At 71.6% G+C, this 16657-nt stretch carries 16 protein-coding genes; 11 read left to right on the top strand and 5 right to left on the bottom strand.

Features of this window, described 5'->3' with window-relative positions:
* Window positions 1-14 precede the first annotated feature (14 nt).
* Together AC0IW9_RS02065 and AC0IW9_RS02070 are read right to left on the bottom strand one after the other, a co-directional pair.
* Window positions 15-1355, bottom strand: coding sequence for an efflux RND transporter periplasmic adaptor subunit (locus AC0IW9_RS02065; RefSeq protein WP_471646540.1), 1341 nt, complete (start codon window positions 1353-1355; stop codon window positions 15-17).
* A 349-nt stretch (window positions 1356-1704) separates the two neighbouring features.
* Entirely contained in the window at window positions 1705-3249 is a 1545-nt protein-coding gene (locus AC0IW9_RS02070) for an acetolactate synthase large subunit (protein WP_471646541.1), read from the bottom strand.
* A 121-nt stretch (window positions 3250-3370) separates the two neighbouring features.
* Here AC0IW9_RS02070 and AC0IW9_RS02075 point away from each other — a divergent pair, with 121 nt between their 5' ends.
* The 3 genes from AC0IW9_RS02075 to AC0IW9_RS02085 all read left to right on the top strand — a co-directional run bounded on the left by AC0IW9_RS02075 (window position 3371) and on the right by AC0IW9_RS02085 (window position 5356).
* Window positions 3371-3811, top strand: a complete 441-nt coding sequence (locus tag AC0IW9_RS02075) for a hypothetical protein (protein ID WP_471646542.1) — start codon at window positions 3371-3373, stop codon at window positions 3809-3811.
* A gap of 104 nt (window positions 3812-3915) precedes the next feature.
* Complete coding sequence (locus tag AC0IW9_RS02080; protein WP_471646543.1) at window positions 3916-4944, top strand: ABC transporter substrate-binding protein; 1029 nt, start codon at window positions 3916-3918, stop codon at window positions 4942-4944.
* Between the two features lie 181 nt (window positions 4945-5125).
* Window positions 5126-5356: a hypothetical protein gene (locus AC0IW9_RS02085; protein ID WP_471646544.1), complete on the top strand. Its 231-nt coding sequence runs from the start codon at window positions 5126-5128 to the stop codon at window positions 5354-5356.
* Window positions 5357-5402: 46 nt separating this feature from the next.
* On the opposite strand, the gene AC0IW9_RS02090 is transcribed toward AC0IW9_RS02085, so the two are convergent.
* Window positions 5403-7892, bottom strand: coding sequence for a PAS-domain containing protein (locus tag AC0IW9_RS02090; RefSeq protein ID WP_471646545.1), 2490 nt, complete (start codon window positions 7890-7892; stop codon window positions 5403-5405).
* Between the two features lie 224 nt (window positions 7893-8116).
* On the opposite strand from AC0IW9_RS02090, the gene AC0IW9_RS02095 reads away from it, so the two are divergent.
* From AC0IW9_RS02095 to AC0IW9_RS02105, 3 genes are all read left to right on the top strand, one after another.
* Window positions 8117-8902 (top strand): ABC transporter ATP-binding protein, encoded by a 786-nt coding sequence (locus tag AC0IW9_RS02095; RefSeq protein WP_471646546.1) that lies wholly within the window; start codon window positions 8117-8119, stop codon window positions 8900-8902.
* Window positions 8899-9678, top strand: a complete 780-nt coding sequence (locus AC0IW9_RS02100) for an ABC transporter permease (RefSeq protein WP_471646547.1) — start codon at window positions 8899-8901, stop codon at window positions 9676-9678. Before AC0IW9_RS02095 ends, AC0IW9_RS02100 begins: the two co-directional genes overlap by 4 nt.
* 128 nt (window positions 9679-9806) lie before the next feature.
* On the top strand, window positions 9807-11648 hold the full coding sequence (locus AC0IW9_RS02105; protein WP_471646548.1) for a PAS domain-containing protein: 1842 nt from the start codon (window positions 9807-9809) through the stop codon (window positions 11646-11648).
* Between the two features lie 30 nt (window positions 11649-11678).
* On the opposite strand, the gene AC0IW9_RS02110 is transcribed toward AC0IW9_RS02105, so the two are convergent.
* Window positions 11679-12233 (bottom strand): BON domain-containing protein, encoded by a 555-nt coding sequence (locus AC0IW9_RS02110; RefSeq protein WP_471646549.1) that lies wholly within the window; start codon window positions 12231-12233, stop codon window positions 11679-11681.
* Window positions 12234-12294: 61 nt separating this feature from the next.
* Between AC0IW9_RS02110 and fdhD the strand changes: the two genes are divergently transcribed.
* Genes fdhD through AC0IW9_RS02135 form a run of 5 tightly spaced genes read left to right on the top strand, consistent with a single transcriptional unit; the run spans window position 12295 to window position 15021 of the window.
* Window positions 12295-13188 carry a formate dehydrogenase accessory sulfurtransferase FdhD gene (gene fdhD, locus AC0IW9_RS02115; protein ID WP_471646550.1) on the top strand — a complete coding sequence of 298 codons (894 nt, stop codon included), beginning with the start codon at window positions 12295-12297 and terminating at the stop codon, window positions 13186-13188.
* On the top strand, window positions 13181-13789 hold the full coding sequence (gene mobA, locus AC0IW9_RS02120; RefSeq protein WP_471646551.1) for a molybdenum cofactor guanylyltransferase MobA: 609 nt from the start codon (window positions 13181-13183) through the stop codon (window positions 13787-13789). Before fdhD ends, mobA begins: the two co-directional genes overlap by 8 nt.
* A gap of 41 nt (window positions 13790-13830) precedes the next feature.
* On the top strand, window positions 13831-13956 hold the full coding sequence (locus AC0IW9_RS02125) for a hypothetical protein (protein WP_471646552.1): 126 nt from the start codon (window positions 13831-13833) through the stop codon (window positions 13954-13956).
* Window positions 13957-13966: 10 nt separating this feature from the next.
* Window positions 13967-14509, top strand: coding sequence for a hypothetical protein (locus AC0IW9_RS02130; RefSeq protein WP_471646553.1), 543 nt, complete (start codon window positions 13967-13969; stop codon window positions 14507-14509).
* Window positions 14506-15021, top strand: a complete 516-nt coding sequence (locus tag AC0IW9_RS02135; protein ID WP_471646554.1) for a hypothetical protein — start codon at window positions 14506-14508, stop codon at window positions 15019-15021. The genes AC0IW9_RS02130 and AC0IW9_RS02135 overlap by 4 nt, the downstream gene beginning before the upstream one ends.
* A gap of 98 nt (window positions 15022-15119) precedes the next feature.
* Here the strand turns inward: AC0IW9_RS02135 and AC0IW9_RS02140 are convergent, their stop codons facing one another.
* The gene (locus tag AC0IW9_RS02140; protein ID WP_471646555.1) at window positions 15120-16586 is read right to left on the bottom strand and encodes a methyl-accepting chemotaxis protein; all 1467 of its coding nucleotides are present in this window, start codon (window positions 16584-16586) and stop codon (window positions 15120-15122) included.
* Between the last annotated feature and the right edge of the window lie 71 nt (window positions 16587-16657).

Here is a 16657-nt window from a genome sequence, read left to right on the forward strand (position 1 = left end):
CTACGGCGAGTGGATCAATCGATCCGCGCCGCCCGGTCGATGAAGAGCGCGCCGCCGGTCACCACGCGGTCGCCCGGCTTCAGCCCTTCCGTCACCTCGATCATGTCGCCGGCGCGGATGCCGGGCTTGATCCGGCGCAGGATGAAGCGGTTGCCGTCCAGCGCCACCCAGACGCTGGCCTCGGCGCCGCGGTAGATGATGGCATTCACCGGGACGCCGACATTCTCCTGGCCCTCGCCGACCGAGATGCGGAAGGTGGCGAACATCTCGGGCTTCAGCAGGTGGTCGGGGTCCTGGACCTCGGCGCGGACGGTCAGGCGGCGGGTGGAGGCATCGAGCCCGGCGCCGATGGTGGCGATGCGGGCATCGAAGGTGCGGCCCGGCAGGGCGCCGACGCTGACCTCGACCGGCTGGCCGAGCTTGATCATCGGCGCGTCCAGCTCACGCACCGCGGCGACCAGCCAGACGGTGGAGAGGTCGGCGATGGTGAAGACCGGGTCGGTGGCGCCGGTGCTGAGCCACTGGCCGGGGCCGACGCGGCGCTGCACCACGGTGCCGCCCATCGGCGAGGTCACCGGCACCACGGCATCGACCATGCGGGTCTGCTCGATCTTGGCGATCTGGTCGGTGGTGCGGCCGAGGACGCGGAGCTTGTCCCGCGCCGCGGCCAAGGTCGCCTCGGCGCTGCGCTGGTCGGCGACGGCGGCGGCGGTCGCGACGCGGGCCTGCTCGACCTCCCGCTGGGAGGTGGCGCGGGCGGAGAAGAGGCTGTTCTGCCGGGCTTCCTCGCGCCGGGCCTGGTCCAGCGTGCTGCGCGCCTTGTTGGCGGCATCGGCGGCCGAGAGCAGGTCGTTGGCGGCGCCGGCGAGGTCGGTGGTCTCGATCTCGAACAGGGTGCTGCCGGCGGCGAGCGTATCCCCCAGCCGGGCGGTGGTGCGGACCACGCGGCCGTTGTAGGGCGTGAAGACCGGGGTCGAGCGGTCCTCGTTGTAGGCGATGCGGCCTTCGGCCACGCGTTCGGCGCGGAAGGACCGGGACTGCATCTCCTCGATCCGCAGCGCCCGCATCTCGGTATCGGAGAGGCGGAATTCGCCCTGCGACAGCGGCTCCGTCTGGGTGGCGGCGGGGGAGGTCGGGATGGCCAGCGCGGCTTCCCGCTGCTGGTCGTAATAGTAGTAGCCGCCCCCGGCGGCGGCGGCGACCAGGGCCAGCAGCAGCCACAGCTTGCCGCGGCGCGGCGGCGGCGGCTCCACCACGGGACCGGGCGCGGCGACACCCGGCATCCCCGCCTGGTGCCCGGCGGCGGGCAGCAGCGGCGGCACGACCGGGCTCGGCGTCGTCAAAGGGTTGGCCATGCGGTTCCCCACCGTGTCCGAATGGGGACCATGGCGCTCATTCCCCGTGGCAGGCGGCAGATGCGTTGCGTTCATGCTGGTTCCGGACTGGCCGCACGGGCGTATCGGGTGGGTTCTTGGACCCGATTTGGCCCAACTTAAGCTGTCGGCTCTTACCTCTACCCTGCCCGAAACCTGAAACCTGGGAAATCTATTTCCGAGCCCAATGTCTCACTTATGGATAATCCGGCGGATGACGGCGCGATTCCCGCGGCACTGCCTGGGATTCGCGCCGAAACGTTCCGGTCACTATGCTGTGGTTTCGATACCAGCATGAAAGCCCCGCGGCGAGCCGCGGGGCCCTGCCCCGCTAGATCATCAGCTCGATCAGGAAGGGCCCGGGACGCGCGACGCTCTGCGCCAGCAGGTCGCCGCAGGCTTCCAGCGTGCTGGCCTGCGCCGCTTCGACGCCCATGCTGTTCGCCAGCTTCACCCAGCTGATGTCGGGGTTGCCGAGGTCCAGCATGTCGAGCGCGGTCCGCCCCGGATTGGCGCCGACGTTGCGGTATTCGCCGAGCAGGATCTGGTACTTGCGGTTGGACAGCAGGATGGTGGTTACGGGCAGCTTCTCCCGCGCCTGGGTCCAGAGGCCCTGCACCGTGTACATGGCGCTGCCGTCGGCCTGCAGCGCGATGACCCGGCGGCCGGCGCCGGCGACCGCGGCACCGATGGCGACGGGGATGCCGTAGCCGATGGCGCCGCCGCAATTCTGCAGCCAGTCATGCGCCGGGGCGGCATAGGTCTCGGGGAAGAAGCCGCGGCCGTAGGTGACGGATTCGTCGACGATGATGCTGTGCTCCGGCATCAGCGCGGCGACGGTGCGGGCGAGGCCCTCGGGGCTGAGTGCGCCGCGCGGGGCTTCCGGGCGGGGGCCGGCCGGGGCGATGGCGGCTTCGGGGGCGCCCAGTTCGTCGGCGAGCGCGCGCAGCGCCGCCTCGGCGTCCTGTTCCAGCCGGGCCAGGACATGCAGTTCGGCATCGGCGGGCTGCAGCCGGCTTGGCTTGCCGGGATAGCCGAAGAAGCCGATCGGCTCCTTGGCGTTCACCAGCACCAGGTGCCGGACATCGGCCAGGGCGGCGAGGGCCTGGTCCACCACATAGGGGACGCGGTCGAGCGGCAGGCGGCCCTGGCCGCGGGCGGTGCGGGCGTTGGAGCCCTCGGCCAGCAGCCGGCAGCCGGTGGCGGCAGCGATGCGGTTGGCCTGGATCTGGGCGCCCTCCCGCAGCGCCATGCCGCCGAGAAGGAGCATGACGCCCTTGCCGCGGCTCTCGCGTAGGATGCGGGCGACGCCCTTGACCTGATGCGGGTCGGCCTGCGGCACGGCCGGGACCGGCAGCGCCGCGGCGACCACGCCGCCCTCGTTCCAGGAGCTGTCGGAGGGCAGGATCAGCGTGGCGACCTGGCCGGGCGCGGTGCGGGCGGCCTGGATGGCGCCGGCGGCATCGGCGCCGACATCCTCGGACCGGGTCGAGGTGCGGACCCAGGCGGAGACGCCGCGGGCCCAGCCTTCGGTATCGGCGGTCAGCGGCGCGTCGAAGGGCCGGTGATAGACCGCCTGGTCGCCGACGATGTTGACGATGCCGGAGCGGGCGCGGCGGGCGTCGTGCAGGCCGGCGAGGCCGTTGGCGAGGCCGGGGCCGCAATGCAGCAGGGTGCAGGCGGGCTTGTCGGCCATGCGCCAGTAGCCGTCGGCGGCGCCGGTGACGACGTTCTCCTGCAGGCCGAGGATGCAGCGCATGCCGGGGATGCGGTCGAGCGCCGCGACGAAATGCATCTCGCTGGTGCCGGGGTTGGAGAAGCAGACATCGACGCCGCCCTTGAGCAGCGTGTTCACCAGACTTTCGGCACCGTTCACGGCAGGGTTTCCTTCCCAACTGGGCGATCTGAGCGGCGCAAGGTGCGCGGGACCGGGCGGCTGGGCAAGAGCACCCGGATGGCGCTGGCGCGCGGAAGGCAGGCCGGCTAGATCCCAGTCCATGATAAAAACGATCCTTCTCGGCTTTCTCGCCGGCTTCGTCGCGGTCCTGGTGTTCCACCAGGGCACCGCCTTCCTGCTCTATGCCTTCGGCAACGACATCCCCTCCGTGGTGGGATTCTTCGGCCGGACGACGGCGCCCTTCAACATGACCCCGACCAGGCCCCTCGGCGTGCCGCTCGTCGGCTCCCAGGCCTTCTGGGGCGGCATCTGGGGCATCGTGCTGGCCTTCATCCTGGTGAAGCTGCGGCCGCCGGCATTGCTCTTCGGCTTCGTCTTCGGCGCGCTGGCGCTGACCATCGTGGCGGTGACCCTGGTGCCGGCGCTGAAGGGCCTGCCGGGCTGGAACGGGGCGATTCCCTGGCGCGGGCTGCTGTACAACGGCGCCTGGGGCTGGGGCGTGGCGCTGATGCTGCTGGCGCCGCTCGGCCTCCGTCGCTGAGGTCTGGGCCGCTGAGGCCGGGGCCGCTGAGGCCTGGATCGCTGAGGCTTGCGCGGACCCGCCGTCGCGTTATCTGAAACGACCAGGCCGAGGAGACCGCCGCCATGACCGTGCACCGCTTCATCCTGTCGCGCCGGGTGGCGCTCGGCCTGGCGACGGGGCCGCTGCTGGTCGCGGCCGGCACCGTGCGGGCGCAGCCGCGGCTCGACAAGGTGAGCTTCGTGACCAACTGGCGCGCCCAGGCGGAGCACGGCGGCTTCTACCAGGCGCAGGCGGCGGGGCTGTATCGCGCGGCGGGGCTGGAGGTGGAGCTGCGGGCCGGCGGGCCGCAGATCAACCCGGCGCAACTGCTGATCGGCGGGCGGGTCGACATGGCCATGGGCAATGGCCTGGGCGCGCTGGGCTTCGTGCGGGAGGGCATTCCCTTCCTCTGCATCGGCGCGGTCTTCCAGAAGGACCCGGTGTTGCTGATCGGCCATCCCGACACGGGCATCACCGATTTCGCCTCGCTCAAGGGCCGGCCGGTGCTGATCAGCGCGGAGCCGCGGGTGACCTGGTGGCCCTTCGTGCGCTCCAAGTACGGGCTGAGCGACGACCAGGTGCGGCCCTATACCTTCAGCCTGGCGCCCTTCCTGGCGGACAGGCGGGTGGTGCAGCAGGGCTATCTGGGCAGCGAGCCCTTCTCGATCCGCGAACAGGGCGTCGAGCCGGTGCTGCTGCTGGTGCACGACAGCGGCTTCCAGGACTATGGCACGACGATCAACATCGGGGCGGCGACCCTGGCGGCGAAGCGCGAGGTGATCCAGCGCTTCGTCGATGCCAGCCTGGCGGGCTGGGACCAGTACCTGAAGGGCCCGGCGGGCGGCTTCGACACGGCGGCGGCGAACCGGCTCATCCAGGCGCAGAATGCCGAGATGGGGGATGCGCTGATCGCCTTCGGCACGCGGATGATGAACGAGCAGGGGATCGTGCGGTCGGGCGATGCCGCGACCCTCGGCATCGGGGCGATGACCGAGGCACGCTGGGCGGCGCTGCATGCGGCGGCGGCCGAGGTGGGCGTGGTGCCGGCGGGGATGGACTGGCGGCGGGCCTTCGACCTGTCCCTGGTGAACAAGGGGATCGGCAAGGCCTAGGGAGCGGATAAATTCTGCTAAAACCCGCTCAAATCGATAAAATTCGCCTCAATTCCGTAAAATTCGGCTCAATTCTTCCCAATTTTTCCGCCAAGCCCTTGATAACGCTCGGTTCGGCTTGACAATTTTAGGATTTTAGTCCTTCATGGCCGTCCCGGCGAGGTCCGGGAGGGAGCGGCACATGGTCATCCGGATTTCGCCCCAGTGGCAGGTGACAATTCCCAAGGCCTTCCGGCCGCAGCTCGGCAGCAGCGGCCGGCTGGAAGCGCAGCTGGAACGGGGCGCCCTGGTGCTGCGGCCGGTGCTGGCCCCCTCGGCCGAGTGGGCGGAGCGGAATTTCGCGCCGGAGGGCATCACGCGGGAGGTGATCTGGGAGGCGATGCGGCTGATCGAGAGCCGGCGCAAGCCGTAGCCTTGACAATATTCCTATAAGTCGACGCGGCAGCCGATGCAAGCCTTCAGACCATGACCGCGGCCACGCGGCGCAGCGGCAGCTCGACCTGGAAGCTGCTGCCCCGGCCCGGCTCGCTTTCCACCGAGATCCGGCCGCCCATCGCCTCCGCCACCATCCGGGCGACCGCCAGGCCGAGCCCGGCGCCGTTGTAGCGGCGGGCATTGGAGCTGTCGGCCTGGGTGAAGGGGGCGAAAAGCCGGTCCCGCGCCTCGGCCGGGATGCCGATGCCGGTATCGGTGACGGTGATGCCGAGGCGCCAGCCGCCTGCATCCTCGGCCATGATCCGGGCGCCGAGGGTGATGCCACCGCTGCTGGTGAATTTCACCGCATTGTCCAGCAGCTTCACCAGCACCTGGCGCAGCCGATCGGCATCGCCCAGGGCTGCCGCCGGCAGCGCCGCATCCAGTGCCAGCCGGAAGTCGAGGCCGCGCGCCGCCGCCCGGGCCGCCGCCGGGGCGGCGACCTCCCGCAGGGCCACGGCGGGGTCGAAGGCGGTCTCGCGCAGGGTGAAGCGGCCGCGCTCCAGCCCGGCGACGTCGAGCATGTCGTCCACCAGCGCCAGCAGGGCGCGGCCGGCCAGCTCGATCTCGCGGATGCTGCCGGCCTGGGCCGGGGTCGGCTGCTGCAGCATCAGCACCTCGGCGAAACCGAGGACCGCATGCAGCGGGGTGCGCAGCTCGTGGCTGACGGTCGCCAGGAATTCGCTGCGGCTGCGGAGCGCGGCCTCGGCCGCCGTCCGGGCCGCCTGCTGTTCGCGCAGGGCGGCGAGGCGGGCGGAGATATCGGTATAGGTGCGGATGACGCGGCCATCGGCGAGGCGGCGGCCGCGGATCTCGAGCGTCCGGCCGTCGCGGGTCTGGCGTTCATAGGGCCTGGCGAAGATCGTGCTCTCGGGGACGGCCTCGCGCGCCGCCGCCTCCACCAGCGGCGTGGCGCCGAAGTCGCCACGTTCGAGCTGGAATGCCACGATGTCGGCGCCCGGGGTGCCCGGCCGGGTGAGATGCGGCGGCAGGTCGAGCAATTCCGTGGCGAGGCCGTTCATGATCTCGACCCGCCGATCGGCGCTCATGAGGAGGATGCCCAGCGGGGCATTCTCCAGCGCGGCATCGAGCGCGGCGCGGGCGGCCTGGGCCGCGTCGCGGGCGGCGGCGATGGCGGCGGCGCCGCGGCGGGCCTGCGTCACGTCGGTCCAGCTGCGGACATAGCCGCCATCCGGCAGGTGATCGACGCGGATCTCGAGCACCGTGCCGTCGGGCCGGGTGCGATCCCAGATATAGGGCCTGCCATCGGCCGCCGGGAATTGGCTGGCGAAATGCGGCTCCGGCGCCCGGCCGCCGTATTCGCCCATGGCTTCCTGCCAGCGGACGATCTCCTCCAGCGGCCGTCCGGGCACCGCGAGGCCGGGCGGCAGGCCGAGCATCTCGGTGGCGCGGGCATTGGCCAGCACCACCTTCCCTGCGGGATCGACCATCATGATGCCATGGCCGACATGGGCGAAGGTGCCCTCCAGCGCGGCGCGGGCGCGGCGCTCCACCTCCCGCTTGCGGGCGATGGCCCAGCACAACCCGCAGATGGCGAGGGTGAGCAGGGTGCCGATGCCAAGGCATTGCAGGCGATAGAGCCGGGAGGCCGTCAGCACCGTCCCGGCGGCGAGGCGGACGGTGACGATCAGCGGATAGCCGGCGACGCGCCGCCGGGTGACGAAGCCGCCGGTGCCATCCATGGCGCTCAGGCGGTATTCGGTGACCTGCACGGCGCCCTGGCGGAAGGGCTCCAGCTGGGATTCCGGCAGGCTGCCGTCGGCCCCCGCCTCCGGCTCCGGCACCCGGGCCCGGATCAGCCCATCGAGGCCGACCAGCAGGATGCGGCCGTCGCGCAGGTTGAGCGTGTGGTAGAGCCGGGCGAACAGCCCCGCATCCACCGCCAGGATCATGATGCCGCCGAAGTCGCCCTCGGCGGTCCGCAGCGGACGGGAGAAGGCGATGATCCGCCGGTCGCTCGAAAGGCCCTGGATGGGCGGGCTGATCTCCAGCCGGTCCGTCGTGGGGTCCGCCAGATGGGCGGCGGTATTCGGCCGGCCGCGCAGGTCGACCGGCTGCGCCAGCGGACCGCCCCGGTCGGCGCGGGCGAAGCCATCCGGGCCGACCAGGATGGCATTGATCGCCGCCGGGTCGTTGCCGAAGACCGACCAGGGGCCGAGGCGGAAACCGGCGGGGTCCTGGGCAAAGAGGGTCTGGCCGAAGCGCAGGGTGGCATCGATGGCGTCGATCTTCCCGGCGACCTGCAATTCCAGGATCTGGGCGAGATTGGCGGTTTCCCGCAGCGCGAGGTTCGAGTCGTTGCGGAAATGCGCCTGGATGGTGAGGCCGATGGCGACCCATAGAAATGCGATGGCCAGGGTGACCACGCCCAGCCCGGCCCAGCCCGCACGGCCTGGCCCCTGGCGGATCGGTCCCTGGTAGGTCGGTTCCGCACCGGGCAGCCTCAAGGCCATGACGTGCCAATCCCCGGCTGGTTCACCCTTCTCATTCGCCCAGGGATGCGGCGAATATACAGGATGCAACCACCCTAAGCATCGAATCCGGTCATTCCGTCAACCGCAAGATGACGGCGGCATCAGGTCATGCCGCCTTGGGCTTGCCGTGCCGCACCTCCTGGCCACATCCTGCGGCTGATGCCCCTGCCGCCCCTTCCCTTCCGCACCCCCTGGGGCCCGGCATGACGCTGGTGGCGCTGGATGGCGTCGGCAAGCGCTTCGCCAATGGCACCCTGGCGCTGGCCGGGGTGGATCTGCGGATCGCGTCCGGGGAGTTCCTGGCCATCCTCGGGCCGTCCGGCTGCGGCAAGTCCACGCTGCTGCGGCTGATCGCCGGGCTGTCGGAGCCCTCGGAGGGGCTGGTGCGCCGCGCCGCTTCCCGCCAGGTGGGCTTCGTCTTCCAGGACCCGACCCTGCTGCCCTGGTCGGATGCGCTGACCAACGTGCGGCTGCCGCTGCGCCTGGCCGGGGTGGACCCGGAGGAGCAGGAGGCGCGGGCGGCGGCGGCGATGGCCTCGGTCGGGCTGGCCGGCTTCGAGCGGGCCTATCCGCGGGAGCTGTCGGGGGGGATGCGGATGCGGGTCTCGATCGCCCGGGCGCTGGTGACGCGGCCGAGCCTGCTGCTGATGGACGAGCCCTTCGCGGCATTGGACGAGCTGACCCGGCACCGGCTGAACGACGACCTGCTGGGGATCTGGGCAGGCAGCGGGGCGGGCAGCGGGGCGGCCAATGGGACCACGGTGGTCTTCGTCACCCATTCGGTCTTCGAGAGCGTCTACCTTGCCTCCCGCATCATCTTCATGGCCTCCCGCCCGGGGCGGGTGGTGGCGGAGATGCCGGTGGTGGCGCCGGGGCCCGCCGAGGGGGGAGTCACCGCACCGCGGCCGGCCGGGTTCCGCACCTCGGCCGAGTATGCCGGGCTCTGCCGCGAGGCGACCGAGGCGCTGGACTGGGCGATGCAGCAGTGAAGTTGCAGGACGCCATCGCGCCGGGGATCGTCGGGCTGCTGGTGCTGGCCGGCTGGGAATGGCTGGTGCGGCACTACGGCGTGCCGAGCTACGTGCTGCCGGGGCCGGTTGCCATCTGGCAGGCGCTGCGGGCGGATTGGCCGCTGCTGGCGGGGTCGCTGCTGGTGACGCTCCGGATCGCGCTGCTGGCGCTGCTGCTGGCCGTCAGCCTGGGCGGGCTGCTGGCCGTCGCCTTCGCCCAGTCCCGCTGGGTGGAGCGGGCCTTCTTCCCCTATGCGGTGGTGCTGCAGGTGACGCCGATCGTCGCCATCGCGCCGCTGATCCTGATCTGGGTGGATGACGTCACCGTCTCCCTGCTGATCTGCGCCTGGATCGTCGCCTTCTTCCCGGTGCTGTCGAATACCGTGCTGGGGCTGAACAGCGCCGATCGCAACCACCTGGAGCTGTTCCGGCTGTACGGCGCGACGCGCTGGCAGACCCTGTGGCTGCTGCGGCTGCCGGGCGCCCTGCCCTATTTCCTGGCCGGGCTGCGGGTGGCGGGCGGGCTGGCGCTGATCGGCGCGGTGGTCGCGGAATTCGTCGCCGGCGCCGGCGGGACCGGCTCGGGCCTGGCCTTCCGCATCCTGGAGGCGGGGTACCAGCTCAAGATCCCCCGCATGTTCGCGGCGCTGGCGCTGATCTCGGCGGCGGGGATCGCGATCTTCGCGGTGCTGGGACTGGTGCAGCACCTGCTGCTGCGGCGCTGGCATGAGAGCGCGATGAAGCCGGAAGGCTGATCGCGAAACACGCGAGCGCACGGTCTCGTTATTCCGCAAGCGGCTTCGTTGCATCTAATGTTGCGACATTGGGCATGCATTGCCTGTAGTAAGATCGATATCGTTACTTTTCGACGATGGAGTTGATCTTGGGTCTGGAGGTCACGGTTCCCGCGGAAGCCTCGACGGCCTTCTTCCGGCGCATCGCCGAGGAAGCGCCGGTGGCCGTCGCTATGGCGGTCGTCCCGGATGGAACGGTGGTCTACGCCAACCGGGCCTATCGGGCGCTGCTGGACGATGGCGCGGCGGTGATCGGTGCGACCGTCGCCAGCCTCTTCCCGGGCGGCGACGACATGACCCGGATCGGGGAGGCCTGGTGCAGCGGCCGGACGGTGACCGCGCGGGGATTGCCGCGGCTGCTGCGGCCGGGCCAGCCGAGCTGGTGGGACGAGGATATCCATCCCCTGCCGGATCCCGATGGCTCGATCCCCGCGGTGCTGATCATGGCGCGGGAAGTCACCGGCCATGTGCAGGCCCGGCAGGAGGCGGATGCGGCGCGGGCGGTGCTGGCGCGGCAGGCGGAACAGCTCCGCCTGGCGATCAACACGGCCGGGATGTTCTTCTGGGACTGGGACATCGCCGCCGGCACGATCGAATGGTCGGATGGGCTGGAGGCGGCCTGCGGCCTGGCGCCGGGCAGCTTCGAGGGCACGCTCGAAGCCTTCCAGGCCATGGTGCATCCGGACGACATCGACCGGGTCGGGGCCGAGATCACCCGGGCCCTGGCCGGGGAGGCCGATTACGACGCCGAGTTCCGCATGCGGCGGGCGGATGGCGGCCTCCGCTGGGTCAGCGCCCGCGGGACCGTGCTGCGCGACGCGGCGGGGCAGCCGGTGCGGATGATCGGCATCGACCTCGACATCACCCGGCGGCGGCTGGCCGAGGATACCTGGCGGAGCAGTGAGGAGCGGCTGCGGCTGACGCAGGAGGCGGCGAAGCTCGGCATGTGGGAATACCACCCGGTCAGCCGCCGGTCGGTGCTGAGCGCCGGCTACCGGGCGATCCATGGGCTGGATGAGGCGGCGGCGGCGACGCTCGATTTCGACGGCTGGCTGGCGCTGGTGCATCCCGAGGACCGGGAACGGATGGGCGCGCTGACCCTCGGGATGCTGACGGCCGGCACGCTCGACACCGAGTTCCGCTTCCATCGCGCCGATACCGGCGAGCTGCGCTGGATCCATTCGCGGGCGGCGCTGTTCGAGGGCGAGGCCGGGCCGGTGCTGCGCGGCATCATCCAGGACGTCACCGAACGCCGCCTGGCCCAGGCGGCGCTGGAGGAAGCGGTGGAAGCCCGCGGCCTGCTGATCCGCGAGGCCGACCACCGGATCAAGAACAGCCTGCAGCTGGCCGCGGCGCTGCTGCGGGCGCAGGAAACGCGGACCGCCCAGCCCGAGGTGCGGCGGGCCCTGCGCGCGGCCTTCGTGCGGGTGATGGCGATCGGGGAGGTGCATCGGTCGCTGTACCAGAGCGCCGACCTGCGGACGGTGGACCTGTCCCTGGTGCTGGCCGACCTGGGCCGGCACGCGGGGACGCTGGCCAGCGCGGTGACGCTGCGCTGCGACCTGCCGCCCAGCCTGCCGCTGGACGCGGAGCGGGCGATCCCGCTCGGGCTGCTGGTCAACGAGCTGGCGACCAATGCGGTCAAGCACGCCTATCCGGCCGGACAGGCGGGGCTGGTCACGCTGCAGGCCGAGGCGGGGCCGCAGGAGATCACCGTGACCGTGGCCGATGCCGGCGTGGGACTGCCACCATCCACCGGCCGGGAGGGCGGCCTGGGGTCGACCCTGGTGCGCGGCCTGAGCAGGCAGATCGGTGCCGAGGTCGAAACCTGCTCGGCACCGGGCAAGGGTACCTCGGTCCGCATCCGGCTGCCGCGGGAGCCGCGGAGCCCCGGGGTGCCGCCTCCGGAAGCCGCGCCGGAGAAGGCGTGACCCCGTAAGGCGTGAGCCAGGGTGGGGCCGCTACTTAGGCGGGATGCGCAGCACCAAGCCGGGGCCGGGCGAGCCGGCGTTCCGCAGGATGGCCGCATTGGCTTCCAGCAGGCGACGCTCGCCGGCGGCGGGATCGCCGTAGTGGCGGGCGGCCAGGTCGGCGAGGGATTCGCCGGGCTGCATGGCATGGAACAGGCTGCCGGCGGGGCCGAAGCGGGTGCCGGCCTCGGGCTGGGCGGCATGGACCGCGGTTTCCGCCGCCTCGGTGCTGGCGCTGCCGGCGGGCAGCCGGGCGAAGGCGCCCAGGCTGTCCAGCAGGCCGGGGGCATGGCCGGTGGTGAGCTGGTCCCGCACCTGGCCGATGCCGGCGAGGTTGCCGGTGGCCAGCACGAGCAGCTCCTCGGCGGCGGCATCGGCGACCCGGCCTTCCAGCGTCACGGTATCGCCCTGGCGGGTGATGCGGACGCCGTCATGCGCCAGGCCGAGGCGGTCGAGCAGGGCGGCGATGGCCTCGGGCCCAAAGGTCTCGGGACGGGTATCCGGCAGGGCCTCGCCGGCCTCGGCGGGGAAGTGGTAGCTGGGCATCGATGGTCTCTCCTTCGGCTGCGGGAACGTGTGACGGTCCCGCGGGGTTGCCGAGGCGCCGATGCCGCCTCACCTTCCGGCCATGCAGACCCCGCTCCTCGTCCAGCCCGATCCCTCCGACCCGCGGCTGACCCGGCGGGTGAGTGGCCTCGACCAGACCGGCGCGCGGATCGAGGCGAGCGTGACGGTGGAACGGCCGCTGACGCTCTATCTGAACGGGCAGGAGATCGTCACGATGATGACGATCCTCGACCGGCCGGAGGAGCTGGCGCTGGGCTACCTGCTGAACCAGGGGATGCTGCGGCGGGACGATGCGGTGACGGGCATCGACTACGACGACGACCTCCAGGTGGTGGTGGTGCGGACCGCGCGGCGCACCGACTACGAGGCGAAGCTGAAGAAGAAGACCCTGACCAGCGGCTGCGCCCAGGGCACCGCCTTCGGCGACCTGCTGGAGGATTTCGGGGAGCGCAGGCTGCCGGCCGCCGAGCTGCGGACCTCATGGCTCTACGGGCTGCTGAAGGCGATCAACACCCTGCCGACCTTGTACCTGGAGGCCGGCGCCATCCATGGCTGCGCGCTGTGCAAGGCCGATGCGCCGCTGGTCTACATGGAGGACGTCGGCCGGCACAACGCGGTGGACAAGATCGCCGGCTGGATGTTCCGCACCGGCTGCGAGCCGGGCGACAAGATCTTCTACACCACCGGGCGGCTGACCTCGGAGATGGTGATCAAGACGGTGCGGATGGGCATCCCCATCCTGATCTCCCGCAGCGGCTTCACCGCCTGGGGGGTGGAGCTGGCGCGGGAGGTCGGGCTGACGCTGGTCGGCCGCTGCAAGGGGAAGCGCTTCGTCGCCCTGGCGGGGGAGGAGCGGATCGTCTTCGACGCCGACCTCGGCAGCGTGGCGGAGGAGAATCCGAAGCATTGGCGAAAGAATGGCCGCGATGACTGACGTGCTCGCGGTGGTGCTGGCCGGCGGGCTGGCACGGCGGATGGGCGGCGGGGACAAGCCGCTGCGGCTGCTCGGCGGGCGGCCGCTGCTGGCGCATGTGATCGGCCGGGTGGCGCCGCAGGTGGCGGGGATCATCCTCAACGCCAACGGCGATCCGGCGCGCTTTGCCGAATTCGGCCTGCCGGTGGTCGCCGACCCGCTGCCGGACTACCCGGGGCCGCTGGCCGGGGTGCTGGCGGCGCTGGACTGGGCGGCGGCGGAGCGGCCGGGGGTGGCGACGGTGCTCTCGGTCCCGGGCGACGGGCCCTTCCTGCCGGCGGATCTGGTCGCACGGCTGGAGGCGGCGCGGCGGGCGGCCGGGGTGCCGATGGCCTGCGCCGCCTCGGGCGGCTGGACGCATCCGCCGATCGCCCTCTGGCCGGTGGCGCTGCGCGGCGAATTGCGGACGGCGCTGCTGGCGGGGGAGAAGAAGATCGACCGCTGGACCGCGCGCTTCGGCTGCGCCAGCGCGGAATGGCCGGCGGTGCCGATCGATCCCTTCTTCAATGCCAATGCACCGGAGGATCTGGCGGCGGCCGAGGCGCTCTTGCCATCGGCCTGAGCCGGACCCATACGCTGGTTCCGTTGCAGGAGAATCCCGTCGTGAAAGCCATCCTCATCGGCATGGTCGCCGCCGCCTGCCTGGCCGTGGTCGCCGCCTTCGTGCTGGATACCGAATTCCAGCGGACCGCCGAGGATCGCTACCAGACGGAGGCGGTGCGGCTGTAGCAGCCGCCCCATGCTGGCGGTCCTACGCCGGCAGTCCAACCTGCTGATCATCGGCGGCATCGGCCTGGTGGCCGGGGTGGCGGTGTACCGGCTGCATGGGCCCGAGGGCGTGATGCGGGCGCTGGGCGTCGCCGCCGGCGTCTTCCTCGGCGTGCTGCCGGCGATGCTGGCGGGGCTGCTGCTGGCGGGCAGCCTGAAGCAGCTCATCCCGGCCGGGGCCCTGGCCAAGTGGATGGGGGCCGAGAGCGGCTGGCGCGGCCTCGGCGTCGCCACCGTGGCGGGCATGGCCATGCCGGGCGGGCCGATGGCGGCCTTCCCGCTGGTGCTGGTGCTGGCCCAGGCGGGGGCGGACCGCGGCGCGCTGATCGCCTTCATCGTCGCCTGGGCGCTGAACGGCTTCCAGCGCGTGCTGGTCTGGGAGGTGCCGCTGCTGGGCGCCGATTTCGCCATCCTGCGCTTCCTCTGCGGCCTGCCACTGGGCTTCCTGGCCGGGGCGCTGGCGCGGCGCATCCCGATCGACTGGTCGCCGCCGGGCAGCAGGCCGCCGGCATGACGCCGGGGCAGATCCTGCTGTTCGTGGTGGCGCTGGTGGCCTTCGGCCTGGCGCTGCGGCGGGGGGTGCCGACGGCGCAGCGGGCCTTGCGCGAGACCGGGCAGACCGTGGTGCGGGTGCTGCCGCTGCTGGTGGTGGCGCTGCCGATGGCGGCCTTCCTGGCGGAGCTGATCCCGCCCGATGCCGCGGCCGGCTGGCTGGGGCCGGAGAGCGGGCTGGCGGGCATCGTCGTCGCCAGCTTCGCCGGGGGCTTCATCCCCGGCGGGCCCTTCGTCTCCTTCCCGCTGGTGCTGACCTTCATCAAGGCCGGCGCCGGCGGGGCGCAGATGGTGGCGCTGATCACCGGCTGGGCGATCCTCGGCTTCCACCGGGTGATCGCCTGGGAATGGCCGGTGCTGGGCGGGCGCTTCGTGGCGATCCGGCTGGCGGCGAGCGTCGCGCTGCCGATCCTGGCGGGGGTGCTGGCGCAGTTGCTGCTGCCCTGGTTCCCGCATGCGCTGGTGCGGCCCTAGATCCTGATCGTCGCCGACAGCAGCGACGATCAGGATCCAGGTTGCTGCCTGTCGCGTGCCTCACGGCTTTCGATGAGGCCACCTCAGCCGATCACGCCCTAGCGCGCCAGGACCTGCGCCGCCTCCTTGGTCTTGCTGACCGCCTGCCCGGCCTGCAGCACGGCCGCGGCGATGCTGTTCACATTGGCGGAGATGGTGGTGACGGCACCGGCGGCGGTCTGCATGCTGGCCGACATGCCGCGGGTCACGGCGCTCTGCTCCTCGACCGCCGAGGCGGTCAGGGTGACGCTTTCGCGGACCGTGGTGACCGCCTCCCGGATGGCGCCGAGGGCGCTGGCCACTTCCAGCGAGATGCCCTGGATGCCGTCGATCTCGCCGGAGATCTGTTCCGTCGCGCGGGCGGCCTGGACGGCGAGGCTTTTGACTTCCGAGGCGACCACGGCGAAGCCCTTGCCGGCATCGCCGGCGCGGGCGGCCTCGATCGTCGCATTCAGCGCCAGCAGGTTGATCTGGCTGGCGATGTTGCGGATGAGGCCGACGATCCCGCCCATGGCCTGGGCCGCGCCGGCGAGCTGGTCGGTGTTGCGGCCGACCGCCACGGTGCGGTCGAAGGCGCTGTCCGTCGCGGCCCGGGACCGGGCCATGCTGGCGGAGATCTCGTCGATCGAGGCGGCCAGTTCCTCGGCGCTCGCGGCGACCGTCTGCACATTGGCCGAGGTTTCCTCGGCGGCGGTGGCCGCTGCCTGGGTGCCGTCGGTCGAGAGCTCGATGGCGCCGTCGATCTCGCCCAGGTTGTGCGTGAGGTTGGCGAGCAGCTTGGCCTGGGCGGTCACGTCGGTGGCGAATTTCACCACCTTCACCACCGTGCCGTTGCGGTCTCGGATGGGGTTGTAGGCCCCCTCGATCCAGACATCCCGGCCGCCCTTGCCGATCCGCTTGAACTGCGCCGCCTGGTATTCGCCGCGGCGCAGGCTGTCCCAGAAGGCGCGATAGGCCGGGCTGTCCCGCAGCGCGGGCTCGACGAAGATGCTGTGGGGCTTGCCGCGCACCTCTTCCAGCGTATAGCCCATGCAGGCCAGGAAATTGGCATTGGCGTCCTGGATGATGCCGTCGGCGCCGAAGGTGACGACCGCATGCGACCGGTTGAGGGCGGCGAACTGCGCGGCCAGGTCGAGGTTCAGCAGCCGTTCCCGCGCATCGGTCCATTCGACGGCGAAGCCGACCTGCTGGCCGCCTTCGAGCAGCGGCGTGACCAGCAGGTCGAAGATCCGGTTGCCGACCGTGATGGTGGCCTGGTGCGGGTCCTTCATCGCCGCCAGCATCCCGCGCTGGTGCGAGGGCTGCTTGTGGAAGATGTCGATGTTGCTGCCGACCAGCTTCGCCATCTCGAAGCGCGGCAGTTCCCGCCGCAGCTCGGCCTCGGCTTCCTGCAGCAGGCCGCGGGCGGAGGCGTTCAGGTAGGTGATGTTCAGGTCCGGATCGGCCAGCATGACGCTGGCTCGAAGCGCATCGAGGGCCGTCGTCCGGCTGTCGCTGACAGGTTTTCTGCTGAATCGATCGAACATGGCGCGGCTTCCACAAGCGAGGGCGCGGAACCTCCCATGCCCGGGTTGAAGAACGGTTAGCGGCGAGGCCG

This window comes from Belnapia sp. AC561, assembly GCF_979252845.1.